Here is a 25,992-nt window from a genome sequence, read left to right as displayed (position 1 = left end):
AGCCAGGGTGAAGGGCAAACCGGGTACCAACTTCTCAAATGCAAAAAGAGAAGACCAACCACGGATGGCACAGATGACCACGGATAGAAGAGAAATGGTATGTGGGTGCCACTGCCGCCCCCGGCAGTGCGAAGTTGGTACCCGTTCTCGATTCATTTCCATCCGTGTCATCCGTGGTCAAAAAATTTTTTTCCGCGCGCACTATCTCACTGAAGCGCTAGTCCTCTAAATTGCACGTACACCCGATGAAGCAATCTCGCTTCCGGGTGCCAAGCCCACGTTCGCGTGGGTACGCAAACCTTCAACACACGAATACTGTCATGTCCCATCAACACGCACCACAACCTGAAACACACGGAGCGGACGCATCAGCGCACGCTCCGCAGGTTGCCGTGCGCGATGGGAATCGGCTTCTGTGCCCCTGCTGCGGGAAAGTGTTGATGATCTTGCAGGAAGAGCCGGCCAACGAGTCGCAGCCCAAGAAGTTCTGGCCGCCGAAGATGGCCCCTCCGAAACGAACGCCTCGGCCGCAATCGGCCACGCTCAACGAAATCATCCGTCGGCAAGAGGCCCAGGAGGAAGCCGCGTTTCAGGCCGCGATGGCGAAGGACGTTTCCCACGACGAGCCGCCTGTTGAAGCGTTCGACCCCGACCGGCCCCATTACCGGGCCGACAGCATCGTGGTCGAAATCGATCCGGAGGTCGCGGCGTACGAGTTCCCCGAAATCGATCCTCCCCTGGTGCCCAACGGCCTAACGCCTAAACGTTCGCGAAGTGATTCAGGCGAAAGTCGAGAACCGCGCGAACGCGACGCCGTGACGCGTTACGAGGAACGAAAGCGTTACCGGCTACGGCAACCGTTGCGCGAACCGCTCACGTACGAAGCCGCACGATTGTACGCGTGGATGTTCTACCGCATGAAAAAGCTCAACCTGCAGTTGATCGAGGAGATCACCGCGAAACAGGCCGAGATCGATGCGCTAGAAGAGGAACTCAACGCACCGGTGAAAGAGGCTTCCAGCGAAGAACAATCCGAAAGCGAAACGCAGCCCCAAGTAATCTCCCGAGCCGAAACCAAGCAGATCATCACGCCCACACGACGCGAACGTGTGCTTCGTGCGATCGAAAAGCATGCCTGCGCGGACGTGAGGATGGCGTCCAACAACAAAACACGACAAGTCGAAACGGCCCACGAACGCGGGCCGCCTTGATTCCTGTCCCCTCTCCCCTCAGGGGCGAGGGGACAGGAATGCGCGCGCTGGTGGTTGCTTTAACTCACACGTTCTGCAGCTCCACCAGCGCAAAAACACACGGCACGCCGTTAGGTGCGTGGGCCTCCGCGCTGCGCTGGGCGTTTGTTCCTGCGGCTGAGCCACGGGGGTGGGGTCACGCTGGGGGCGCGTTTTTGTCGGCCGATCGCCCCGTCGAAGTGAGGCGTGAAAGAGCGTGATCCGCTGTTCCAATCTTCGGAAACATGCTGGATGAGCGAAGTAAGCTGGCGAAGGGCTGCCTTCCAATCACACGGCATTGCGCACTCCTCTGCAGGCGGTGAAATGGAGAAAAAGGTTTCCGTTGGTAGTCGTTCCTGGGTGAGACCCACTGCAGGCCAGAAGGGTTCGCGAGGCGCACACCGGGCCGACTTGTTACGGTGTGACCATCGGACTGAAGTAGGGCTCGGGGCAATTTAGTTGGCCGCGCTCGTGGCTAGGGGAACGTCGACCAGCGGGAACAAGTCGCGAGGGAAGATCGTCGGATGCTGCGACTGACCGACGGCCGCCGCATCGCTGGGGACGGTGGCCTGAACGTACTGCGCGACTTCGTTCAGGCTGACTTGGCCATCACCGTTGCCGGCATACGCCCGCTGGTCGGCACTGCCGGACAGACCTTCGACCAGCCGAGCCGTGAAGCGGCCCAGACGTTTGTCGCGCTCCTCAAATGCTTCTTCGTCCCCTTCGCTGGCGGTGATCGTGAGGATGACGTCCTCTTCCATGTCACGCAGCATCACCTTCAAGTCGTCCTGCCGCAGCGGCTGAATCGCACCGCTGTGGCACGTATCGAGGATCGCCACCTTGCGGCACGGCAGACCGGCGAAATACGCCTGAAACGCATCGGACGAGATGCACCGTTCGTAGCGCCTGCCGGCGACGTCGGCAAATCGGCTGTCGCTGGTCAAGAAGAAGTAGCGTTGGGACTCGACGTCCCGGACCCCGTGCCCGGACAGAAAGAACAACACCACATCCTGCGGACGGGCCGTGTTTTGCAGCTGCTGCCACATCGTATCGGCCGCCACGTTCCACAGCGGCTGCGTGACGTTGGCATCGGTCAGCACGATTGTCTCGACGTCCATTTGCGCGGCGTGTGCCTTGAGCGTGTTGGTAAACGCCTTGGCATTTTCCGCAGCGAAGTCAAGCTGTGGAATCTGTTGATCGGAATATTGACTGATGCCGGCCGCGATCACGAACAGCCGCGGACGCGCCGCGTGCTTTGAGGCAGGCTGGACGATCGTGAGCGACTCGGTGGCGGAAATTCCTTCGGTCGTCGAGGCAATCACGTCCAGGCGAATCCGCTGATCCGGCGGTAAGGCCACACGCCAGCGAAGCTTGTGCTGGTGACCATTGACGACCTCGCTCACGGTCACCTCTTCGTCAAGCTTCTCCACCGCGGGGACGCCATTGGCGAAGACCTTGGACGAAGTCAGCTCCGAGCCAGCCGGGACGTGAATCGTCGCTTCGACTAGTACCTGCGATTCGTTTAGCAGCTGGTCGTTGGTGGGCGAATCGATCGTGATTTGCGGACGCAGCGATGCGAGCGCTTCCAGGCGGTTATGCAGGTTGAACGGGACCGTCGCCTTGGCGACCTGCATGGCGGCCGACAGGCTTCCGGCGTCGAGCAGTCGCTCCATGACGCGCGGCTTCTCGAGTTGCTGCTTGAGCTCCGCCGCCAGGAAAAAGTCGGGGGCCTGATCGATCCCGCGATTGATCTGCCAGCCGAAGATCTTGTGTCCGTTGAAGGAAGCGTCGTAGTAACCATACGGCGTCCAATAGGCCCACTCGCGATCGCTGGTGGTTACCAGCGAGGCCAGCGGCTGCCAGGCAGGGTGCAAGTAGAACGGCTTCTGTCGAGCACCGTTGCGTTCGATTTGAAAGCGAAGCATCGTATCGCCGGCGGTCGTCGCCAACGTTTGCACGATGGCGTCCGCGTTGTCGATGGTCTTCTCATCTCGCTCCTTTTCATCGAATGGAGCGTCGGGATTGGCATCGACGCGCTGGGCCAGCGACTCGATGACGTCGCCTGTGCGAACGCCGCGATAATAGAGCGGACCGTCCGCAATCACGTTTCGGGCAACGACCTGGTTGTTGACGATCTCGAAGTCGGCGCCCCAGGCGTTTTGCGATCGCGAAGCGGCAGGCTCTTCGGTCAGTTTCCAAATGTTGACCAGCCCGTCGTCGCTGCCGGTGACGAGGTAACGATAGTCGATCGAAACGCCCACGCTACGAATCGCGGAAGAGTGCCCGCGAAACTCGCGGACGACGCTCACGTTTTGCGGGTTGGTGATGTCGAGCAGGTAAGCATGATTGCGACCGACCGTGCCGACGACGATATGCGAAGGGGCATTGCGACCTTCCTCGGGAGCCAGCCAGCAGACCGAGGTGATGCGTGAGGTGCCCAGGATTGCCTGCGGAATTTCGCAGTAGGACTGGTCCCCCTGAAAGATTTCGTAGACCAAACGAGTGCCGCGATCGACGGCCTTTTGCTGGAGCGACCAGGTTCCTTTCCACGGATTGCTGGGGACGGTCGGTGGGGGTGGCTGAAGGACGGAGTACCGCCGCCGAGCCGTTTCGAATTGAATCACGCTCTCGGGTTGCCCATCGGCAGCTTGTTGCCGGATGACGATGCGGTAGTCGGCATCGAGCGTGAACGCGACGTCCTCAGGCGTGATGATTGGCGTGGTCAGAACGACCGGCGATTTGAGGTCGGCCAGGTCGTGCATCACGACGGCATTTTCCTGCGTGACTGCCAGAAATCTGCCATCAGGGCTGAAGGCCGCATCAGTGGCGATCGTGGCCAGGGGAAGCGTTGACGAAGCTTGCGGTGCGCCCCCCAGAGGCCACTTCCATAACCGAATTTCAAACGGACCTCGCGGTGATTTCGCGATGACGGCGGCAACCTGGCTGCCATCGTTGGGCATGCAAACACTGCGTACGTTGGCACCGGTAGCGATCGACGCGGTGCCACGCGGATTGGCCAGGTCGGCCAGGACGAGCGTGCCTGAGTCGCTGATGTCGGCCGCGGCCAGGCGACTTCCGTTGGCACTACAGGCCATCGCGCCGATGCCGCCGGGAAACTCCTGGGTGATCGCACCGACGAGCGTGGCCCCGGCGTCGTTGGCTTTCCAGCGGCCGATTCGCCAATAGGGGATCCCTTGTTCGCTACGAACCGGCACCGGAAAGATCAGCGTGTCGTCGCCGCTGGATGCCATACGGCTGCCGCGCAGTCGCCACGATCGCAGCTGAGCAGGATCGGTTTTGAGCGTTTCATTCGGATTGGCGCCAGTTGCGAACGACCACTTGCCGGTGGCCGGATCGGCGGACCAGTACTGGATGTCCCCTTCCGAGTCGAGCGAGAAGAGCCCTTCGGGCAGGGCCGCCAAATCGAGGATTTGCGAGCGTGGTCCATTTTCGACGTCGAAGAGGGTCCGCTCGTATGCCATGCGGCCTTGATCGGCCAGCACGATTTCGCCTGTTAGCGCCGAAGCGCCAATCCCGGCGAACGCGAACTTCCCTTGCATGGCGGCCAGTGCATGGATGTCACCGCGCGTCGCTCGCTGGACCTGCCAACGCACCGGGGTCTCGTAGATCCAGCGCTGCGGCATGCCAGGCTGCGGAGCGGCGGCGATCCAGCTATGGACCATTTTGTCGTTGCCAGCGGCAAGCAGCCGGGTGCCATCGCGCGAGAAGCAAAGCGTTTGAACCGGCGCGGTGGGACCACCCAGATTGAGGCGCAGCCATGGAGGGTCTTCCGGCAAGGCGACCTCTTGCACGACCTCAATATTGGGCACGACGTGCTCACCGGCCAGCGGAACTTCGTCGCTCGGTGAAAGCTGTTCGGGGGCCGGTTGTTCCGCTTGCATCGAGTTTACGGGCAGGCCAGGGACGACCGATTCGTCAGGCAAACCTTCGTGCGAGAACTTAGGCGGCTCATCTTGACCTGGCAAAATACTTTCGGCCGGAAGCATTTCTTGGGCAACCGTCAGGGGTAGTGGAGCGATAACCACTACTAAGACAGAGAACCAGGCACGTAGGAGTCGTATCATCATGTACTTTCGGAAAAGCCGTTTTCAGGGCCGTGTGAGGCAGTTTACAATGACCGGCGAATTTTTTGCCAGCGAAATTTGGTCGAAACAACCGCAGGAGGAACGAAACGTGCGTCATACGGAATTGCTTCGACGCTTTGGATTAACGCTCGCTGGTTTGTTGTGTTGCGTACTAATTGGAAACACGCTAACCGTTTCCTCGCTTTTTGCGCAAGACCCCCAACCTACGGCCGCCTCGGCGCTCGATTCGATCTTCAACGTGCGAACCGCGCCCGACGCGAAGAGCATGGGGATCTTTCAAGGAAGCTTCCTCGACGCGATTCGTCCCGAGACGCCGAGCATTCAAATCGCGTTTCTCGTTGACACTACCGAGAGCATGGCCCGAGAACTGCCTGGCATTCGCGCGAAGGTTCCCCAGGTGATCGCCGACCTGAAGCGGGCCAGCGGAACCAAGGTCGAAGTCGCCATCGTTTCGTTCGCCGATAGTGGCAAAAGCAATAAGCCGCTCGTGGGTGTTTCCAACGGGTTCTCAGGGGACGACGCGGCTGTGCAGAAGATGATCGATTCGCTGCAGCCGCAGTCAGGCAAACCTTACTTCCCTGAAGCGGTCGACCTGGCGGTCTTCAAGACGATTCAAGAGCTGCCGTGGTCGGAGGACGAAAAGGCCACCAAGTGGTTGATGCTCATTACCGATGCCCCGCCGTACGACACTTCGTTTGATGAACCAAAGACCCAGTCGCGCCGCTGGTACGAGACCGATGCTTTGGTGAACGTCGCCAACCAACGCGGCATCAACATCCATGGGCTGCTGTGCGAGAGTCGCCCGGAAGAGCACGAAGCGTTTGAGGCGACCGTCGATAAGACCCGTAATTTCATGGGACAGTTGACGTCGCGCACCGGCGGCTTGATGTTGGATCTTTCGTTTTCGCAAATCAAAGAGAAGGTCGCCAGCGCGGCCAAGCGACCACGGGCCGACTTCGCCTTCGTGGGGGCGATCACCGACGACGACATCAACCAGGCGAAGCAGGAAGCGCAGAAGCAGTTTGGCGATCTGACTTCCGTTCGCGTGGCCATCTTGCCGCACGTTCCCTGGAACGCGATGACGTTTTATCACGAAGACCCAGGCGTCCGGTTTGCCTCGCAGCTGCGATACACGCTGGGACGTTTGCCGGGCATCAAGACGATTTCGAGTCGTCAGATCGAGTCGGAGTTTCTGCGACTTAAGTCAGGTCCGGTCGATCAATCGCAGTGGCCGCAGGCATTATGCCTACGCTTGCGAGCCGATATTTTGATCGTGGGTGACCTGCGAGCCAACCGCGATCTGCAGGATGTCCAGTCGCAGGTGTATACCGCGAATTCCGCGAAGCCGATCGCGGCGATCTCAGCCAGCGGATCGGAAGACATCTTGATGGCCTCGTACCTGAAAGCGATTCCGGAAACGCGACCCACCATGGGGCCGATGGTGCTGCTGGCCAAGGCAGTCAGCAGCGAACAGGCGAGCGACCTTCGCGAGTTCTGGCCAGGCATCCTGGGAACCCTCAATTCCAAAGAGCAAGGGGAGCTGCTTTCGGCCATGGACCTGATCGAGAAGTCGGTCGACGTCTCGGTCGATCCATCGCTGCGCGTGAAGGATTTGGACTGGGCGATTGGGCTGCTGAAGCCGATGGCGGCAAACCCCGAAGCCAACGCATTCACCTACGCACTGCTGGCCAGCGCGAACTATAACCTGGCTAAGACGCGCGAAGAGCAGGGGCTGGCCGCCGATGCGAAGTCGGATATGCAGGATGCGATCGGCTACCTGACCAAGGCGTTCGATGGCCGGCGTCAATTGAACGACCGCCTGTTGCAAGCCGAGATCGAAGCCGATCACGCGCTGCTGGTGCGAAAGGATTTTCCGGCGGCAGTACGGCGTTATCAATCGATCACCGAGTTCAGCGAGGCCTCGCTGTTGAAGATGGCCTTGCGTGCCCACTGGATGCTGGCCGGCGTGCAGTGTGGTGACTGGGGAGCGAGCGAGGCGACCGACTTCACGCCTGATACGAAGCTGGCTCGCCAACACCTGATTCACATCCTGGCATTCTGGCCCGAGTCGGAAGAGGCCCACGTGATTCAGAAGTACATGCGATGGGATTCGGGCGACGGCAAGACCGGCACGCCCTACTTCCCGAAGGAAGGGGACTTGCTGCTGACGGCCAATTAGTTCATGGGCTTGAGGATCGAATCCTAAGGGCCGGAGGCCCGGCCGAATGTAGCCAGGGGCGTTAGCCCCTGGTTTAATTTTGCGACAAATGACTTAGCCCTGGAAGGGCGTCCGAAAGTTGTCATTCTCTTTTCGGTCGCCCTTCCAGGGCTTAAATTTCTGTGAAGATCGATACCAGGGGCTGACGCCCCTGGCTACATTCGGTCGGCCTTTCAGGCCTTAGGAGAGGGGACAGGAGAGATCCTAGTGGCTGGCTTTCGCTTGGGCGGCTAGCAGAAGTTGGGCCAGGTTCCACCAGGTGGTGGTGCCGTCTTCGGCCAGGGTTACTACGTCCATCGTGCTGGATGCGATGCGAACGAACTTCAAGCGTTCACCCGGCGACGGAAGCAGCGGCAGCGGCGCCAGCGGCTGCTGCGTCAGGTCGATGGCCAGCATGGCTCCTTCGGTGTCGACGTACACGATCCAGCGGCCGTCGGACGAAACATCGAAGTCCTCGACTAGGCCCTTGATGTCCGGCGGGCGAATGCTGGTGACCTCGCCGGTTTCGACGGAAAGAATCGACAGCGGCTGCGATTGCCCCTGGGTGCTATAGACCAGGTACTTTTGATCGTCGGTCAGTCGGCTGACGACCAGTCCCGAGCGAAGATCGGTGACCAGCTTCGATTGAGCGTTGGTATCGCTATCGGCCAGTTGAATGTCTAGCAGCTTCGTTTCCGTGAACGCGAACAGGCGGTCTTGCGAAATGGGATGAATGGCGAGGACTTCCTCGTCGAGATCGGCGACCTGAAAGTCTTTCGCGGTCGCGTCGCCGAACCCTTCGACCGGCCAGCGGCGAATGTCTCCATCGATCCCCATGGCGAAGCAGAACTTACCGTCGGGCGAAAAACCGACGGCATCGACCCGGGTCGGGAAGCTTGACTCGGCCGACTTGGTGATCGGTTGGTCCGCTTCACGAGCTGTCAGCAGGGAGACCATCTTGTGATCCTGGCCGACCAGAATAGCATCGCCCCTGGGGGACAAGGCCGAAGAGGTTACCTGGCGGAAGAGGGCCTCGCCTGGTTTTCCAAGACTGATTTCGTATGGCTTGCCGGAAGCATCGAGGGAGACGACCGCGGCCGAGCTATCCTGCATCAGGACGGCCCACGGAGCTTGGGTGGGCAGATGGATCTGATAGGGGATCGAACCGATGGCGACGTCTTCGGCGTTCTTGCCGGGTTCGTTCAGCGGAACGACTCCGAGCTTGCTGGAACCGTCGTCGCTGATCGCCGTGGCCAGACGCTTTTGCACCAGCGAATGGGTCACCACGGCAGGCGTTCCCTTCAGCTCGACCGATTCGGGAGAAGGCTTGTCTTTGAGTTCGGGGTGCAATGCCGCCGCTTTGGCGAACTCTCGGGTTGCTTCGTCCCATTTGCCTTGGGCGGCCAACTTGGTGATGTGCTCGAGCATCGACTTGGCCGGGATCGGCTCGAGATTGACTTTCCAGTCGGCGCGAGCCAGCTCGTCAAACGAGTATTCCTTGTCCAGCGGCTGATAGAGCCAGTCTTCCGAGCGAGCCGTTACACGTACCTTGTCGGTCGGCAGCAGGTCGAGATTGGCCGCGGAAGTTCCCGTTGAGGCGACGTTTTCACGCGGCTGCTCGGCAGTGATGGCGATGTCGTAGATCGTCTGTTCTGGCGAGAAGACAATCGTATGCGAAGCCAATTGCGGTCCGTTGCTGGCGCCGCCAGTACCACCGAATCCACCACCGAAGATGCCCCACAAAAGCAGGCCGATCAGCACGACGGCGGCGATGGCTCCGCCGAGCATCGCGGGGACGGGGACTGCGGATTTTGCTCCGGCGTCTGCTACTTCGACAGGGACAGCCAGCGCCTTGGCAAACTCGACGCAGTTCCTGTAGCGCTGCTTGGGATCGGTGGCGGTCGCTTTGCTGAGGACGGCTCGTTCGTGGTCGGATACCAGGGGAAACTGAAGCTTGCCGCGTACGTGAATGTCGACCAACTCGGCGAACGAAACGGTCGGCTCGAAGGGAAGCGTACCGGTTCGCAGCTGGTAGTAGGTAATCGCCAGGGCGTACTGGTCGGAACTCGAAGAGGGGATGCGCTTGATCGATTCCGGCGACATGTAACACAAGCTGCCCACGACGCTGGTGGCCTCGGTGTCGTACTCGCCAAACGCGGCCGCCACGCCGAAGTCACCGACCAGGACCGAGTCGCCGGCGAACAGCAGGTTGGCCGGTTTGATGTCGCGATGCTGGATTCCAACCTTCTCGCCGGCGACGTCGTGCACCGGCGAGTTGAGGAAGTCGATCCCACGAGCTGCCTGAAGCATGTAGTCCATCAGCTGATCGCGGGGGATGCCCCCTTCGGTGAAGCTTTTCAGGCGTTCATCCAGGCTTCCGTCGGCCAGCGTCATGCTGACTACCAGGTACTGTGGATTGCTGAGCGTCTGCGTTTGTTCGATGGCCAGCGTTTGGGACGCGGCTTCTTTCTCTTTGGTCTGGTTGCGGATCAGCAGATCGATTTCGTGATCGTCGAGAACGTCGCCATCGTAGCCCAACAGCCACATGGCATTCACGCTGCAGAGGTTGGCGTGCTTGATCCGTTTTACCGCTTGTATCGATTTTAACTCGCGAATGCCCGTCTTCTGCTGCAGTGCAATGAACTTCAGGGCGACTAGCGTTCCGCCTGGGCCATCGGCCGCCCAGACCTCGCCGAACTGTCCGCGGCCAAGAAAACGCTGAAGCCGATAACCGGGGATCGGCTTATCACCCTTGTTAAACATTGCCAGATTCCTGGTTGCATGAACGAAGAGGGGAACTGCGTGAGTTCTAGCATAGGTTGAAGTTTGGACCCACCCCACCGAAAGAGACAAGTCCAATTCCTAAGATTTCACCGATTCGCTGAGACTATGAGGGGGCAAGAAACCGCTGATTGCGAGTCGCCATTTCAAGAAAAAAAGCACGCCGACGCGGGCGAGGGAGATGTCTGGCGTCGGCGTGCTCGAGGCTTTGGATTGTTATGCGGTACGCGTTATTCTTCCTGGGCCTGTACCATCCAGAGGTGCTTCTCGAGCTGGCTGGAGGTGGCGATCAGCATGTCCTGGCTGATCAGGTCCAGGTCGTCGAGCGTTTCGATCGACTTGCGGAGTTCGCCGATGGTGGTTGCCAGGGCGTCGGCGACGGCCTGAATGGTGTCGTCGATGCCTACGAAACCGGTGGCATACTTGGCAAGGGGCGTCTCTTTGGCGACCGTCTCGCTACGACCGTCAGGCGAAAACCCAATCATGACCATACGCTCGGCCACTTCATCGGTTCCTTCCCGCGTGGTCAACAGGATTTCGTCGAGCTGCAGATGGACGGCGCGAAAGTTTTTCCCGACGACGTTCCAGTGGGCTTGTTTGAGCACCAGGGAGAGGTCGATCAGGGCGATCAAATTCTTCTGCAGCTCTTTGGCGGTTGGCTTGGCTTTATCTTCGGCGAGTACGTGTCGTTTGAATTCCATGGGTCTTCATTCTCCTGGTTGTTGAGGGCAGGAACGGATATCCCGAGCATTCAGCCGGAACATCGATTAAGTAATGAAAATTTCATGCCAAGCAGCGCGGAATCGACGGGGGGGACGTGGATATCCGCAGGTTCCTAAGATATGATCTTCCTGCAGAAAGAATGAATTAGCTTGTACGAACACGTATTTAAGTGTTTCGTTTATCAAGACCAAGAAATGATGTTTTCGGGGACATGGCCCAAATCGGGGATGGGCTGACCGCCGACCGATCGCAATGGCAGGTTGGTGACCCTTCCCCTCGGACATGATGAGTATCTTTGTTGCGCCTAAGTGCTTGAAGGGTCATGGGTTGATCGCTCTAATGGAGATGCGGTCGTGATCGGATTTCAGACCTTTCATCACCAGTCAGGCAAAGCCAAGGCCAGGAGCCCGTTAATGCCAAAATTGCTAGTGATCGATGACGACCGAACGGTCCATCGTTTGGTCGAAAAGACGTTCGAGGAGGTGGACGTTACCGTGCTGTCTTGCAGCACGGCCGAAGACGGTCTCGAACTGATTCGCGGCGAAGATCCCGATGCGCTGCTGTTGGATATCATGCTGCACGAGTCGAACGGACTGGAGCTTGCCACCCAGATCCGGCACCTCGATCCGAAGCTGCCGATCATCTTCATCACCGCCATGAATGACAGCGATACGGCCATCCAGGCGATGTCGCGCGGGGCGTACGACTACCTGCTCAAGCCGCTGAACAAACAAGACGTTCAGGACCTGGTCGAGCGGGCCTTCGATACGCGGCGGTTAATGCAGTCGCCGGTGCACATGCAGGAAGCGGCTTCTACGTCGGAAAAGGGAGATCTGCTGGTTGGCCGCAGCCAGGGCATGGTGGACGTTTACAAAAAGATCGGCCGCGTGGCGCCGCAAGACGTTGCCGTGCTGATCCTGGGGGAAAGTGGTACGGGGAAAGAGCTGATCGCCCGAGCCATCTATCACCACAGCAGCCGCCGCAACGAATGCTTCATGGCGATTAACTGCGCGGCTCTGTCGGACACTCTGCTGGAAAGCGAACTGTTCGGTCACGAGAAAGGCGCCTTCACGGGGGCCGATCGACGCCACATCGGTAAGTTCGAACAGTGCAACGGCGGTACGATTTTCCTCGACGAAATCGGGGACATGTCGCCATCGACGCAGAGCAAGGTTCTGCGGCTCTTGCAGGAGCAGAAGTTTGAACGCGTTGGTGGTACCGAGACGATCGAGACCGACGTCCGCATCATTTCGGCGACGAATCGCGATCTGGAACAGATGATTGAAGATGGCGAGTTTCGTCTCGACCTTTATCATCGGCTCAACACATTCCAAATCAATTTGCCTCCGCTTCGCGAACGGGGAGAAGACGTTCGGCTGCTGCTGGAACATTTCCTGTCGCGCTTCAACAAGTCGCTCAACAAACAGGTCTCTGGCATCTCGGACGATGCGGTCAAGCTGTTGTTGAATTACTCGTGGCCGGGCAACATTCGTGAACTTCAAGCGGTGCTGCGCAAGGCCATGCTGATGGCGATGGGACCGGTGCTCGTTCCCGAGTTCTTTCCAAGCGAACTGAAGGCAAACGGTACAGCCGAAACGCCGATTACCCAAGAGAAGAGCGAAGTCAGTCCTGGGGCGGACTTCAACAAGTTTCTACGCGCTCTTGAGGCATCTGATTCGACGGAGATGTACGCCGAAGCACTGGAATGGATGGAACGCCAGCTACTGACGCGCGTATTGACGGTCACCGAGGGGAATCAGTCGAAAGCCGCCGAACGCCTGGGGATTACCCGCGGAAGCCTGCGGAACAAGATTCGGTCGCTCAATATTTCGATCGACCATGTCATCAATTCCGATGACTAGTTCGTGGGCATGGTCGACGTCCGGCCGTCGCGCGGTGCCGTGCATTTTCCGAAGCGACACAGACGTTCACGCACTTCCAGCAGGTGATCGAGCTGGCGTGCGAGGCGGCGTCGCCACTTAATGTCGGTGATTTGTTCGATGAGCATTCGAAAGCGGCGAATCATCCGGTCTTCATTCTGGATAATCTCGCACAGAAGATGCTGTGAATTCGAGAAGTCGCCGAATCTCCGAAGGCGTGCGCCAAGCGAGTAGATCTGGTTCAAAAAGGGAGAAGGCTGAGTGGGAGGATCTTGGGCGATGGTGTGCGACATTAGTCGCAGCTGTCTCTCGACTTCGCCATGCTGATGAGCGAGTGAGAAAAGTTGCTGCGCTACATCCGTATCGGTGACCTTCCCTGCCGAGTCAACAAGTACCATCTGAAACTCGTGCAGCCCTTGAATTACTTCTGCCACAATCGGCGATACGTTGTTTCTGTCCGTTGCGTGCGTGTCCATGATGATCTCAATGACTGGGGTGAGCTGAGGTCCGCTAGTGACGAGGCCATCTCGTCGTGCGGCGATGGTTGTTGGCTCCTGGAAAGGTGACTCCGTGGTAGGTCAGATTCGGTGGGCCAGGAGGGTTGAAGCGTCAACCCTCCCGTCCAACTTTCCTATTAGGAAACGGGGCGTCGAACGACACCCGTAATCAGGCTGATCAGGAACAAAACGAGAAATACGAAGAACAAGATCTTCGCGATACCAGTGGCCGCACCGGCAACGCCACCAAAACCAAGAGCAGCAGCAATCAGTGCGATCACGAGAAACATAATGGCCCAACTTAACATGGCTCGATTCCTTATCTGGAAGAAGTGATTGATTCTTTTCAAAGCCGGCGAGTGAGTTACTTAGCTGCCGGCTTAGTTCTGCAAACACTCATCGCAGATTGCGTGCCAAATGAGACTTGCGTACCGTATCCCTCGCAAAAAATAGAGGCAAATCGGCTAACGAATCGATATCACGCCCGCAGCTGGTCGACGGCGGGCCAGATCGTGCCCAGATTGGTTTTGGACAAACCAGATAGAGTTACGGGCGATAATTTTGCAGCGCCGCGTCGAGCCGTTCCATTTCGCTCTGAAGCAGTCGTAACGCTTCGGCGGCTTTGGCAAGCTCGCCGTTCTTGCCGATGCGTTCCAAGCTGTACGACGCGTTGACGACCCGCTGGGCTCCGAGATTCGCGGCCAGTCCTTTCAGGTTATGAGCCGCACGATGAAGATCACCGGTGGCCTTGGTCTGGATCGCCTCCTCGATTTGCTGGACCAGTTGCCTGGCGTCCTCGTCGTAGTAGACGATGAACTCCTGAAAGAGTTCGGCATCGTTTCCAAGGCGTTTCATCGCCCCGGCGTAGTCGATGATCGGCGTCGGGTGTGAACTGAAGCTGTCGTCGACTTCGTGCTGGTTGGCCTGGGTCGCGAAGCGATCTTCCGCGACGCTTTCAATCAGGCCCAACAACTGTTTGACGTCGAGCGGTTTCGCGACGTAGGCGTCCATGCCCGCCTCCAGGCATTTTTCGCGGTCGCCGCGCATAGCGTGGGCGGTCATGGCGATGATGGGCGTCGCGCTATTCGCATCGCGTTCCAACGCTCGAATCACGCTGGTGGCCTGAAAGCCATCGAGAATCGGCATCTGCACGTCCATCAGTACGACGTCGAACGTCTGCTTTTTGAACAATTCGACGGCTTCTCGGCCATTTTGCGCGACGGTCACGCTGTGCCCTCGCTTCTTGAGCATCGTCGTCACGACCTTTTGATTGGCTGGCGTATCTTCCGCCAATAGCACCGACAGGGAAGCGAGCGGTTGTCCGCTCCCCGCGGCCGTGGTCGGCGGAGGAGCCTGGGGCGTGGCGAGTCGCATGGCCCGCAAGATGGAGCGAATCAAGTCGGTCTGCGTGACCGGCTTTTGCACGAACGCCGCGATGTCGGTGGACGCTTCGTTCTCGCGAAATTCTTTCCGATCGGCCGAGGAAACCATCAAGATGACCGGCGACTCCGAATCGGGTCGAAGCTTGCGAACTTCCCGAGAAAGCTCGTACCCGTCCATGCCCGGCATGAGGGCGTCGACGATGATCAAAGGAAACGACATATCGTTTTCAAGATTTTGCCGTAAGATACCAATCGCTTGCTGTGCGTCGTTGGCCGTGATGGGTTTCATGCCCCAGGTGGTTAACGTTTCGGCGATGATTTTACGATTGGTGGCGTTGTCGTCGACGACCAGCACCGGCAACTCGCGCAGCTTTTCGAACGGCAGCGAGTCGATCGTGTCCATGTTTTGGCTGATCGGCAGATCGAAAGAAAGTCGGAACGAAAAATTGCTTCCCTGTCCCACCTCGCTCTGCAGCGACAAGCGGCCACCCATCATACGCAGTAGTTCGGAACTGATCGCCAGGCCGAGGCCGGTGCCGCCGTGAATGCGCGTCGAGGAGGAATCGACCTGGGTAAACGGCTCGAGAATCCGCTGTTGTTCTTCCACGGGGATGCCAATCCCGGTGTCCTTCACCGCGAAGCGAAAGCGTGCTTCATCAGGCCAGATGCGAACGACTTCGACCGAGACGACGATTTCTCCCTGGTCGGTGAATTTGATGGCATTGCTGATTAGATTGGTCAGAATCTGTCGCAGGCGGATGCCGTCGCCGATTACCTCGCGGGGTAGATCGCGGGGAATGCGGCAGACCAGTTCCAGCCCTTTGGCGAACGCCTGACTGGAGAGGGTCTTGATCGATTCCTCAACGACGTCGGCCAGGATGAAGTTTTCTTTGACGATCGAAAACTTGCCTGACTCGAGCTTGGAGAAATCGAGAATGTCGTTCAACAGAGTCAGAAGCGAATGGGCCGAATCGTTGGCGGTTTCTAAATAATCACGCAATTGTGGCGTCAGATCTTCATCCAACGCCATCGAGGTCATGCCGATGATGGCATTCATCGGCGTGCGAAGTTCGTGGCTGACATTGGCCAGGAACTCGGCCCGCGTGCGACTGGCGCGAATGGCCGAATCGCGGGCACGCTGCAGTTCCTCTTCGGCTCGCCGGCGTTCGGTTATGTCGCGTTCGATCGTGGAGGAGCCAACCACCTGTCCGGTCGAGTCAACCACCGGCGACATGGTCACGCTCACCGCGATCTTGCGACCATCTTTGCGAACGCGAATCGTTTCGAATTCCTCCAGACGTCTGCCCAGCGCAATCGCCTCCAGGATTTCCGGCTCTTCGTTCTCTTGATCGTCGGGAAGAACTAGCTCGGACGTCTGCCCGACCGCTTCTTCCGCCGAGTAGCCATAAACGAGTTCTGCGCCGTAGTTCCAACTGGTGATGCGGCCGTCGAGCGACTTGCCGATGATGGCGTCGTACGAGGAGTCCACAATCGCGGCCAGCCGGGCACGCTGCTGCTCAAACCGCCGCGACTGGGCGACCTTTCCCATCTCTTCGCCAACGCGTCGCACGATGTCGAGCAGTCCCTGGTCTTGTTCGACCTTTTCGGTATGAAAGAACTCGAGAATGGTGACGACGTCTCCGTCGGCAATCACCGGAAAGCCGAATGCACTACGGATCGGAATGCCGTCGTGTGATCGCATGCGGATCATCGCCGAGATTTCCGACTCCTCCATCCAAACAGGCTCGCGGCGTTTCCAAATCGTGCCAGGCAGGCCTTCGCCGTAACGAAATTGAGTGGCTTGCGTCCTCTTGACGAAGTCGGAAATGTCGAGCCCCGATTCCATATGCCAGATGTGGGAAGAAGAAAGCATCAGCCCCGAATCGTACGGCATCCAGACATGGCCAAAGGGCCACTCGATCTGCGTACAGATCAAATCCAAGAGCCGTTTCAGGGATTCGGCGAACGTTTCAGCGGTAACGGCGTGCGAAGTTGCTTGGCTGAGAAGCTCCGCTTCGAGCAACTTCTTGCTGTGAAGCTCTTCTTCCTGGCGCCACTCGGTGATGTCTCGTACGAACGCGTTGAAGTACGTCTTGTCCGAGATCGTGACGCGACTGATCGAAAGTTCGACTGGCAGGAGATTGCCATTCGCGCGACGCGCGACCAGTTCAATCCGCTGTCCGTTGCTCTGGGTATCGGTCAGCGTTCGAATGCTGGAGATGATCTCCTGCAAATCCTCCGCTTTGAATAAATCGGTCAAGCGGAGGCGAGAAACCCTTTCCGGCCAAAGGAAAGTCGTATTCGCTTTGGCATTCCAATCGACGATCGCCCCAGCGTCGTCGATGGCAATGATGGCGTCCGGGGATGCGTCAAGAATAGACCTCAGCCGTTCGTCCCAAAGCTTTCCGGCGGGCTTGTTCAACGACATCGGGGTTTATGACCTAACTCTTTTAGTGTCCAACACTAGCCATCGAGATCCTCGTGGATCGTTCCATCGTTCCAAAATGGTTGGCTAATCGTTTAATCTTCGTCGCATGACCTTACCATTTCCCCGCGTTTTTGAAACCATGTCTCTTCCAAGATGCGTCAAGGGTAAGGTTCGCGCAGCAATTGCTTCCTATCAGAACAGCAAGATGAGAAGCAGCACAATGATCAGGATCGTGGCGATACCGCCACTGGGAGCATAGCCCCAGTTTCGACTGTGAGGCCAAGCCGGAATCGCTCCCATCAGAATCATGATCAAGACAATTAGTAAGACGATTTCTAGCAGACCCATGGTGGAATCTCCTGCGCTATTGGGGGTGTTTGAACCAGGTAACTCGTATTGAGCAAAAGGTGTACCAAACTCAGGGGTCCGCTGGATATTCGCGTGATTTATCGATTTGATGGGCTCATAGCCAGGCAATAGCTTGCTAAATTCGCCCCGTTGATCGAATAGAAATCAATCTGATCCGAAACACGACGCTAGAGACGGCATCGTCAGTCGTAACCTCAAGTCGGACTACCGCCGGTGGCCTGATCAGGCGTCTTGGCATGCGACGTGCATCTTGGGTTGGCAGCCACGCTCACGATTAGGTCTGACTGAGATCCGAGTCGACCCGATCCGAGGTAGTCATTCAACCACCTAGTTAAGGAACAAAAAACATGAAAAGTCGCAATAAGGGTAATGCACTCGTTGGAATCTTGGCAACGATCGCCGTGCTTGTTGTCTTGTTTGCGGGCCTAGGCCTGACATTCGGTTGGGTCACGCTCAGTGACTCGCCTGACAAGAGCACGATCGAACTGAACAAGACCGAATTGAAAGAAGACACCGATCAGGCCGTGAAGGCCACCGAAAAGTTCATTCAGGACTCCGCGGAATCGGTCGAACAGGCAGCCGAAGAAACTTCGGAGAGTCTGACGAAGGACAGCGACCAGGAAACCATCACCCCGGTTCCTGAAGAGCCAGAGCCGCAGCCGGTTGAGCCGGACAGCGAAAACTTGTAACGGCTGACGGTCGACGAACGTCCAGTGGAAGGGTCATCGATCACCCATCGATGACCCTTTCTTCGTTCTTGCTTACCTTCTTGCGACCACCGCGCGCGGAGGCCGACCAGTTTGTCTTGAAAGGGAGAGCGAATCACACGGAGTTTCCCGAATGGCATGCTGATTGCAACTAACAGAGATACTTCTCGGATTGTCCAAGAAGGATCGCCGATTGGCGAATAGCCGGAATATCGGTGCCCATGAGGAGAAGGATTATGTCACTCGAAACCAAAACCAAGCTAACGGCGGAGACGCTCTCGATCGTGCAAGAGTTGGTCAAGATCAACGTCGACAGCCGAGACACCTTTCTGGAACTCGCCGACGTCACGGGAAATGCCTCGGTGGCCATCATGTTTCGCGAGCTTGCGGGCGAGCGAAATCGAAACGTTGCCGAGTTGGAATCACTCATGAATTTCAATCGCGAGAAGCCTGATGAATCGGCTAGCGTCGCCGCCACCTACCACCGCATTCTGATTGGTCTGCGAAGTGCGCTGGGCGCCGGTACGGCGACCATGCTGAACGAAGCGGAATCGGCCGAACAGAAGATTCAAGATAAATACGAAGAGGTCCTGAAACGCGAGCCTGGCTCGGCCGTCAGCGACATTCTTCATCGCCAATATGGGGCGGTTCGAGCGGCTCATGAACGAGTGCGTGCCATTCGTGATGCCCACCGCCGAGCATCCTGACGCGGGGAACGAGTACTTCCTCGCATCGTTACTTTGAATTCGACCTTTCTACGAAGGAAATTTACCAATGACCGCTGTTACCAAAAACGAAGGAACTGCTGACGTTATTCGCATTTTGTTGGCCATCGTCCTCCCGCCAGTCGGTGTGTTCTTTGAAGTGGGGCTTGGGCTTCACTTCTGGCTGAATATCCTGCTGACGCTGTTTGGCTACATCCCCGGTATCATCCACGCCGTCTGGGTGATCCTGCGAAAGTAATCGTCAGATAAACGCACACGGCGCCCATGTTTTCGCTTAGCTGGCGCGGCGAAAGCATGGGCGTTGTTGTTTCTTGCTTCTGAAGGCTAACCACCGGTGAAGTGGTGCTTGCTGTAGATCGGCAGATGCCGGTAATAGACTTCCAGCATGTAAGTGCACAGACAGGTCATGAACAGGCGGCCTGCTTTCACCCCATTGTCGTCACGAGCCGGGTCCCAGCTTCCTTTCTCGCGGCCGCGCTTCTCTTGATTCTCGGGAATGATTTGCCGCATGTCCTTGTTCCAGTTTCGCCAGGCATCCCCTTCCAGGTGATGGGCAACCTGGGTGGCGTAGTACCAGTAGTAGACGTCCGGCTGTTCCCATTGGATGGGATTGTCCAGCAGGTAGTCCATCCCTTCCACCAGCCGCGGGTCGTCCTGGTTCCAGCCCCGATATTGTCGACAAAGAAGCCCCTCGGCGGTCATCGTGGGTGTTGCCTTTTCGGCCCGGGAGTCGCGGTATTGATAGCGGCTACCAAGCGTGAAGCCTTGTCCCTCGATTGGCTTCGAGGCGACCGTTTCCAGGAATTGATCGACGTTGATTAGCGCCTCCTCAGGCACGTCGAGATTCCCCATTCGAGCACTTTGCAGCGCCATCAGAAACCAACCGGTCACCGACAGATCGGACTCAACCCCAGGCGTATACCGCCAGCCCCCTTCGGGTGCCTGCCATTGGAGGGAGTAATTGATCGCCGCTTGGGCCCTGGGCTTCAACTCTTCGTCGCCGGTCATCGCGTACAGTTCGCATAGGGCGATCGTCGCTTGAGCCTGCGTGTAGGGGCGATGCTGATTCGGTATCGAGCCTCCTTGCAGAAAGCTTCCGTCCGCGTCGAGTTGCCGGAAGAGATATTTCCAACCCTTCTCGACGGTGGCGGCGTGGGTCCCGGCTCGATCAGTGTGGCCGGCCCCTTGGAACGCCAGCAGAGCCATCGCGGTGGCGGAAACTTTGTTCTCGATGCTCGATCCGTCGGAATAGTCCCCCTTTAAGCTCCACGAACCATCTTTCATCTGGTTGCGCTTGAGCCAATCGAGCGCGTCGGCGACGGCCTGTTCGGTGGTTGCGTTGCCGCCGTACGCTTTGAGCAGCACGCGCCGCGTGGCCCCATCGCCCCGTGCTTTCAGGTCGACGCCAGGCGTATCTTGATCGTCCAGCTTGGCCGCCTCGGTGCCGATCAGTTCGACATTCATCAGCGACTTGGGCATCGGCATCTCTCGCGAATCGATCAGCGTCTCGAGCGCCCCGGAGTTGGCATCGACTTCAAACTCTTCCGTGTCGAGGACCAGGATCTCGTGTTCGAGTTGTTCGCCGAGTTCCTCGGAGTAGGTCGCCTCGACGGTATGCACGTCCTGATGGTAGGTGGCCACCGTGAACAGAGCCAGCACGATCACGATGGCGAAGTGAATCACCAGGCTCACCGCCCAGGCCGGTGTCTCGTGAATCGCGAGACCGCGAATCTTATTGATCAGCGGCTCGTCATCGGTCGCGTCGGTCTCGACCAGCGAAGCGACTTCGGCGGGCTTCTCGACGATGGGGATCTCGGGATGCCAGCGGTGCTTCCTGGCGTGTGTTTCGGAAGGAGACGCTTCGGAAGCAGGCTGTGCAGGTTGTGGTCTCGGCTTCGACTTTTCTGGCGACGAGGCCGGGGCTTTCGACTCGACCGCTTCCTGGCGTTTTTCAGCGGAAGGAGCAGGCTGTTCGACAGGCTTTGACTTGGGTTTGGGCTCCGCGGCCGGTTTCTGCTCGGCCTTCAGAGTCGGCTTCTTCGCTTTCGCGGCGGGGGGAACCTTTTCAACCCTTTTCGGCTTCTCGGCCGGTGATGGGTTGGTGGAATTCTCTTGCGGCTCTTTAGCAGCTTCCTCCTTCGGTGCAGGGGAGGGAGGCGTCTGAGGAGACAGCGGGACCTTGTTGTTCTTTTTGGGTGCCGGCGTCTTCAGAGGCTGAGCATTAGGATTACTGATCGGCGCGGGAGAAGTGGGAACGACATTCCAAGCGTCGGTGCTCGAAGGGGCACTGCCGAACGAAATCGGGGCCTTCTTGGGGCTTTGGCCGCCGGGACTCTGATCTGCACCCGGCTTACCGGCGTCGTGCGAGTCTTTTGGCGAAGTGTTGTCGTCTCCAGTCACGTAATCGTGAACTCCCTGTTAAATGCCGCAATCCCTTGCAATTTTAGCGCTTAGGAGAATTTAGGTGCCAATTATCCTCGCGCCAAAGCAATGATATCCCTTTCCGGAATGAAGGACACAGTCGTAGTCGGTGAATATAACGATTGTGCCAGGAATTCCAGGGAAAAATGACGCAAGCCCCGCCAACCACACCAAAACGACCAGAAAAGCCCGTCGGCCCCCTGGACAAAGAATGCCCTTTACCTAAAATTCAACATCTCACAAACGACGTAATAAGTCGTTTGTACTCATTGACGCGGGGTGGAGCAGCTAGGTAGCTCGCGAGGCTCATAACCTCGAGGTCGTCGGTTCAAATCCGGCCCCCGCCACTTAAACCCTGGTTTAGCAAATAAAGCTCAACCAGGGTTTTTTCGTGCCTCCGCTGGGGATGGGATAGAAGTGTGGCGTTTTATCCCGTGAACTCGCAACGAGTTGTGAAGACGCGGTTTCTCTACGCCGCTGTCTCTGTCTAAGAGAGACAGAACCCGGCAGTTCTCACCGCGACCAACGGACGGCTGAAAATGGCGTTTGTCTCACCGATTTGCCAGAGACATTACCGTCGGGTTAATAGGGTGTTGGGTTCGGTAGAGCGAGGCAGACGCGAACTGTGGGTCAAATGCATCTTATCTTCGCGCGTTCTCGGTCGCATTTGCCTACCCAGGTCGGTTCGTCCTGGAGCGTGCATGAAGTTCCAGGGCTTAGCTCATCTAATCGAGGCGGGCTATGACATCCGCATGGTACAGGAATTCCTTGGTCAAAGTGACGTTAGGACGAAGATGATTTATACTCACGTTTTGAACCACGGAGGCCGTGGCGTCCGCAGCCCGGCTCATTTTGACAGCCTGGATTCCGAATAACGTGCGCACGTTATTCGGAATGGTTCTGAATTAACACTAGTTCTGCCTTAGATCCACCGACATGCCAGCTCGATCCGAATCACTGGTAACCGCAGGACTCGACGACTACCGATTTGTCGCTTCGTTGCATGTCCAACATCCTTCGGTAGATCCTAATGAGGTGACAGTCGCGCTCAAGCAGGAACCCAAAAGCGTGAAACGGCGTGGCGAGCGGCGGAGAAGACCGGACGGAGACCTGCTTACCGGAAACTACGATGAAAACCACTGGAGTGTTGATCTCGAAATCGTTGCCGGTCACGACGTTCCGGAATTCCTACGATACCTGATTAACACACCAACATCCGATGCGATGGACTTGACCCGAAGAATAGACGACACTGGCGGGTCAGTTACGGTATTCATAGGGGTGTTTGCAGACCGACTCTGCGACTTTGAGATACCAGCATCTACCCTGCGTCAACTAGGCGACGCCGGCGTTTCTGTCCGGCTCGACTACTACGGCGTTAGCAACGAACAAAACAGCGACGCGGCAGAACAAAGCGGTGAACGGGAGCCGCCGGTGATGCGGGATTTGAAATCATAGTTTTTTGGCGGCGACCCCATTACCGCCGTCGTGCTTGCCCGGTACTTGGCTGATCGTTGTGAGGCCCGCCTTTCAAGATGCGTAATGAGGGCGTGTCCTTAGTCGCAGGTAAAATGACGGTTCGTCTAAGTTTTCATGAAACACGAGATCTTGCGATCCTGAACATCGCGTTTACATGAATGGCCTTTAGTTGATTTTGATTACCGGGGCCGAGTCCGCGAGTGTGGCTACAAGTTCGCGACGAAGTGTCAGTGCCTCAAGCCAATTATGTAAGTGAATCCCGTCCGGCTTGGTTGTACTCTGATCCAGCAAATTATTGACTTGGCCGAGCCACATTCGCGCGGCATCCTCTTCCTCCAGGCTTAGGTTTGCACGCGAAAGCCAGACCCACGTAATAATGCAGTCCTCTGGCCGCGAATTGGCACGGAGACTCTGCTCTAGCACAGCAATTGCCTCCCGATGTTTTTTTTGTCGACAAAGTAACGCGCCCCGCTGCGTCAGAGACCAAAAGGTCTCGGCGTGCAGATCCAGTTCCGGCATCCCCTCTTCTGCGGCTCGTGCCAATTCTTGATCTGTACCTCTCACGAGCGTACATGCTCGCGCCACCAGAAATCTGCGTAAGTTGTCTTTCTCGCACCGATCAAGCATCGCGGTGCACACCTCGCGGTGGCCCGTTGCATCGTCTGCCAAAATGCGAACCGCAGCGTATTCAAACCACACTTCCGTATTGATGGCGTAGCCTCCAGCGATCGCGTCAGCGTAAGACTCGACCGCGAGCGGCCACTGTTGCTTTGCGGCTGCTGACCGGCCGCGGCACAGGCGAAGCACGGCGGCTGTTCCCTCGTGCTTCATAATTGGGGAGTTTGCAGCCAGGGCATCTCGTTGTGCAGCAAGTGCCTCATCCCAGCGTTCTGAAGCTGCCAGCGCGCTAATCAGAATCTGCCAACTCGTCGGATACTCTGGGCGAAGCGAGATAGCTCGGCGAAGTGACACAATTGCCGCCTCCGAGTTCGCGTTTGAAAGCTGCGCACGACCCAACCAGGTCCAAGCGACAAAGTGCGTTGGCTTCAGAGCAACAGCCGCCCGAAAGTACTGGATCGCCTCGGCGTTTTTATTCTGATGTGAGAGAACATGACCAAGCTCGAGGTTTACCCAGAAGTCTGAGGGATCACGTAGGTGAGCTTCTCGCAAGATCTCGATCGCAGTGTGGTTGTGATTTAACGAGCTGAGCAGAAATCCGACCATAACCATCTGATGGCTCAATGGGGGTGGTTGGGCGGTTGAAGCATCGTTGACAAGTCGCTGGAGACTCGGAAGATCCTTCCAGGTAGCTGGGTCCCGAAAGCGGTCCTGCCAGTGGCTCGGTGCTGCAGTGCGACCCATGCTTAGAAGCCTTCGCAGTTCGGAGTCGTCAGCATTGAAGTTTTCCGTGAAGGCAGCGTAGTCCAAAGCCATCAGAAGTTCTTCGCGAAGGGATGACTCACTGATACGCAAAGCAGCTGTTTTCACCTCAACGTCGCTTCCAATCCCAAAGCGGTGAAAGACTTTGGCGTAGGCGTCGCGGGCGGGTAAGTAGTTGTAGCCCGCATCGTTGGGCTCTGGAAAACTTTGGCGGATGCGTTCGAGTTCTTCAGCAATCTCGAACTCCTCCGCCGCCGCAGTTAGTCTAATTTCGAGATCCGATGATTGAGCGTCTTCTAGACGTGTCCTCGCTGTGCGTAGTACGCCCTTGGCATCCGACCATTGCCGGCTTCTAACTAATTGCGAGAGCAGCGGTAACGAGGATGTGATGTATTTTCGCGCTCCCTCACGACGAACAATTTCTTCGGTGTGCCGAGCGTGCTCCAGTTGTTGAATCCAGAATCCCCCGGTAATAGCTCCGGTAAGAGCGATGACGGATACTACCATAGCAACGGAAATGGCAGGACGTCGCCTACACCATTTGAACGTCCGCTCTGCGAAACTGATAGGTCTTGCATGAATTGGCTCACCACTCAGGAAGCGATTGAGGTCGTCGGCAAGGTCTGCCGCACTTAGATATCGTCTCGTAGGATCCTTCTGAAGACATTTAAGACAGATCGTCTGCAAATCGCATGGCACACGCGAGTTTAACTGCGAAGGTGACACGGGGTCATCATGGATAACCTGCTGAAGGGTCTCGGCGGAAGTCTCGGCTTTGAAGGGCGGACGTCCAGTAAGTAGCTCATAGAGGACGGCTCCTAACGAGTAGATATCGACCGTTGGCTGAATCGCGTTGCGTTCGCCGGCGGCTTGCTCGGGGGCCATATAACTGGGCGTGCCGGCACGTGGTACTTTCGTTGATCTAGTCGAGTCGAGTTCAACCCTTCTCGAAAGACTGAAGTCTCCGATTTTTGTGGTCTGGTCCTCGTTGAGAAGAATATTGCCAGGCTTCAGGTCGCGATGAACGATGCCTGCAAGATGCGCCGCATGGATCGCATCGGCCAGCACGCGAACGAGATCCGCCGCATCCTTTGCGGGGCGTGGTTTCCCCTGGAGCATTTGGGCGAGATCCCCTTTCTCGAGAAGCTCCATGGAGTAGTAGGGAAAGCCGTCATGCTCCGCGACGTCATATACCTGTACGATGTTGGGATGACGCAAAGCCGCGACATTCTGAGCTTCGCGCAGCAAGCATTCCAAGTCCTCACGGGATGCGTACGCCCCAAGCAGCACCATCTTGATCGCGACCAACCGGTTGAGTTTGAGGTGCCGAGCGCGGTATACGACCCCCATTCCTCCCGTGCCAATGACATCGAGAACTTCGTATCCGGGGATCTCGGGAAGGCGATCATTGCTCTGGAAACTGTCCCGCAGCAAACGTCGGGTCGGGCTTGTGCCTGCAACAGGTGTGGGAAACATCGCCTCCATCTCGGCATGAACTCCGCGTAATCGGTGCAGCCGTTCTTCAAGTATTCGCTCAAGTACGATGTCGCCGCCACTCACCTCACGAGGCAATTTGTTCGTCTCAAGTATCTCCTCAAGGAGCGCACGGATTTGAGCCTCATCACGTGGTGAAGGCTTGTCGGCGGGACCATCGTTACGGGGCGTCGATTCACCCACAGGCTAACTCC

Annotated in this window: 17 protein-coding genes and 1 tRNA gene; 8 read left to right on the top strand and 10 right to left on the bottom strand. The window is 57.5% G+C overall.

Annotation, left to right across the window (positions count from 1 at the left end):
• Nucleotides 1-320: 320 nt before the first annotated feature.
• Nucleotides 321-1,211, top strand: coding sequence for a hypothetical protein (locus tag Pan97_RS14350; protein ID WP_144973637.1), 891 nt, complete (start codon nt 321-323; stop codon nt 1,209-1,211).
• 110 nt (nt 1,212-1,321) lie between these two features.
• Here the strand turns inward: Pan97_RS14350 and Pan97_RS14345 are convergent, their stop codons facing one another.
• Complete coding sequence (locus Pan97_RS14345) at nt 1,322-1,528, bottom strand: hypothetical protein (RefSeq protein ID WP_144973635.1); 207 nt, start codon at nt 1,526-1,528, stop codon at nt 1,322-1,324.
• Nucleotides 1,529-1,684: 156 nt separating this feature from the next.
• Complete coding sequence (locus Pan97_RS14340) at nt 1,685-5,317, bottom strand: caspase family protein (protein WP_144973634.1); 3,633 nt, start codon at nt 5,315-5,317, stop codon at nt 1,685-1,687.
• Nucleotides 5,318-5,423: 106 nt separating this feature from the next.
• Between Pan97_RS14340 and Pan97_RS14335 the strand changes: the two genes are divergently transcribed.
• Nucleotides 5,424-7,514 (top strand): vWA domain-containing protein, encoded by a 2,091-nt coding sequence (locus tag Pan97_RS14335; RefSeq protein WP_165698764.1) that lies wholly within the window; start codon nt 5,424-5,426, stop codon nt 7,512-7,514.
• 243 nt (nt 7,515-7,757) lie between these two features.
• Here the strand turns inward: Pan97_RS14335 and Pan97_RS14330 are convergent, their stop codons facing one another.
• Complete coding sequence (locus tag Pan97_RS14330; protein WP_144973630.1) at nt 7,758-10,295, bottom strand: WD40 repeat domain-containing serine/threonine protein kinase; 2,538 nt, start codon at nt 10,293-10,295, stop codon at nt 7,758-7,760.
• Between the two features lie 248 nt (nt 10,296-10,543).
• Nucleotides 10,544-11,014, bottom strand: coding sequence for a DNA starvation/stationary phase protection protein Dps (dps, locus tag Pan97_RS14325; RefSeq protein WP_144973628.1), 471 nt, complete (start codon nt 11,012-11,014; stop codon nt 10,544-10,546).
• 435 nt (nt 11,015-11,449) lie between these two features.
• Between dps and Pan97_RS14320 the strand changes: the two genes are divergently transcribed.
• Entirely contained in the window at nt 11,450-12,898 is a 1,449-nt protein-coding gene (locus tag Pan97_RS14320; RefSeq protein ID WP_144973626.1) for a sigma-54-dependent transcriptional regulator, read from the top strand.
• Here Pan97_RS14320 and Pan97_RS14315 read toward each other — a convergent pair.
• From Pan97_RS14315 to Pan97_RS14300, 4 genes are all read right to left on the bottom strand, one after another.
• Nucleotides 12,895-13,392 carry a hypothetical protein gene (locus tag Pan97_RS14315; RefSeq protein WP_144973624.1) on the bottom strand — a complete coding sequence of 166 codons (498 nt, stop codon included), beginning with the start codon at nt 13,390-13,392 and terminating at the stop codon, nt 12,895-12,897. The two genes, Pan97_RS14320 and Pan97_RS14315, sit on opposite strands and share 4 nt — an antisense overlap.
• Before the next feature lie 158 nt (nt 13,393-13,550).
• Nucleotides 13,551-13,721: a DUF1328 domain-containing protein gene (locus tag Pan97_RS14310; RefSeq protein WP_144973622.1), complete on the bottom strand. Its 171-nt coding sequence runs from the start codon at nt 13,719-13,721 to the stop codon at nt 13,551-13,553.
• Nucleotides 13,722-13,959: 238 nt separating this feature from the next.
• Complete coding sequence (locus Pan97_RS14305) at nt 13,960-17,223, bottom strand: response regulator (RefSeq protein WP_144973620.1); 3,264 nt, start codon at nt 17,221-17,223, stop codon at nt 13,960-13,962.
• Between the two features lie 192 nt (nt 17,224-17,415).
• On the bottom strand, nt 17,416-17,571 hold the full coding sequence (locus Pan97_RS14300; protein ID WP_144973618.1) for a DUF3309 family protein: 156 nt from the start codon (nt 17,569-17,571) through the stop codon (nt 17,416-17,418).
• A 368-nt stretch (nt 17,572-17,939) separates the two neighbouring features.
• Between Pan97_RS14300 and Pan97_RS14295 the strand changes: the two genes are divergently transcribed.
• The 3 genes from Pan97_RS14295 to Pan97_RS14285 all read left to right on the top strand — a co-directional run bounded on the left by Pan97_RS14295 (nt 17,940) and on the right by Pan97_RS14285 (nt 19,262).
• A complete protein-coding gene (locus tag Pan97_RS14295; RefSeq protein WP_144973616.1) occupies nt 17,940-18,281 on the top strand; it encodes a hypothetical protein in 342 nt (113 codons plus the stop codon).
• A gap of 254 nt (nt 18,282-18,535) precedes the next feature.
• A complete protein-coding gene (locus Pan97_RS14290; RefSeq protein ID WP_165698763.1) occupies nt 18,536-19,006 on the top strand; it encodes a PA2169 family four-helix-bundle protein in 471 nt (156 codons plus the stop codon).
• Between the two features lie 67 nt (nt 19,007-19,073).
• The gene (locus Pan97_RS14285) at nt 19,074-19,262 is read left to right on the top strand and encodes a YqaE/Pmp3 family membrane protein (RefSeq protein WP_144973612.1); all 189 of its coding nucleotides are present in this window, start codon (nt 19,074-19,076) and stop codon (nt 19,260-19,262) included.
• 86 nt (nt 19,263-19,348) lie between these two features.
• Here the strand turns inward: Pan97_RS14285 and Pan97_RS14280 are convergent, their stop codons facing one another.
• Nucleotides 19,349-21,424 carry a prenyltransferase/squalene oxidase repeat-containing protein gene (locus tag Pan97_RS14280; protein ID WP_144973610.1) on the bottom strand — a complete coding sequence of 692 codons (2,076 nt, stop codon included), beginning with the start codon at nt 21,422-21,424 and terminating at the stop codon, nt 19,349-19,351.
• A 294-nt stretch (nt 21,425-21,718) separates the two neighbouring features.
• Between Pan97_RS14280 and Pan97_RS14275 the strand changes: the two genes are divergently transcribed.
• Both Pan97_RS14275 and Pan97_RS14265 read left to right on the top strand, forming a co-directional pair.
• Nucleotides 21,719-21,792, top strand: a tRNA-Met gene (locus tag Pan97_RS14275).
• Nucleotides 21,793-22,381: 589 nt separating this feature from the next.
• Nucleotides 22,382-22,903, top strand: coding sequence for a DUF4279 domain-containing protein (locus tag Pan97_RS14265; protein ID WP_144973608.1), 522 nt, complete (start codon nt 22,382-22,384; stop codon nt 22,901-22,903).
• A 186-nt stretch (nt 22,904-23,089) separates the two neighbouring features.
• Here Pan97_RS14265 and Pan97_RS14260 read toward each other — a convergent pair whose 3' ends face one another.
• Complete coding sequence (locus Pan97_RS14260; protein WP_144973607.1) at nt 23,090-25,981, bottom strand: protein kinase domain-containing protein; 2,892 nt, start codon at nt 25,979-25,981, stop codon at nt 23,090-23,092.
• Between the last annotated feature and the right edge of the window lie 11 nt (nt 25,982-25,992).

Origin of the sequence: Bremerella volcania, assembly GCF_007748115.1 — a bacterium.
Classification (GTDB): Bacteria; Planctomycetota; Planctomycetia; order Pirellulales; family Pirellulaceae; genus Bremerella; species Bremerella volcania.
The sequence above is the reverse complement of the archived record's forward strand: the minus strand, read 5'-3'. Positions and strand labels throughout refer to the sequence as shown.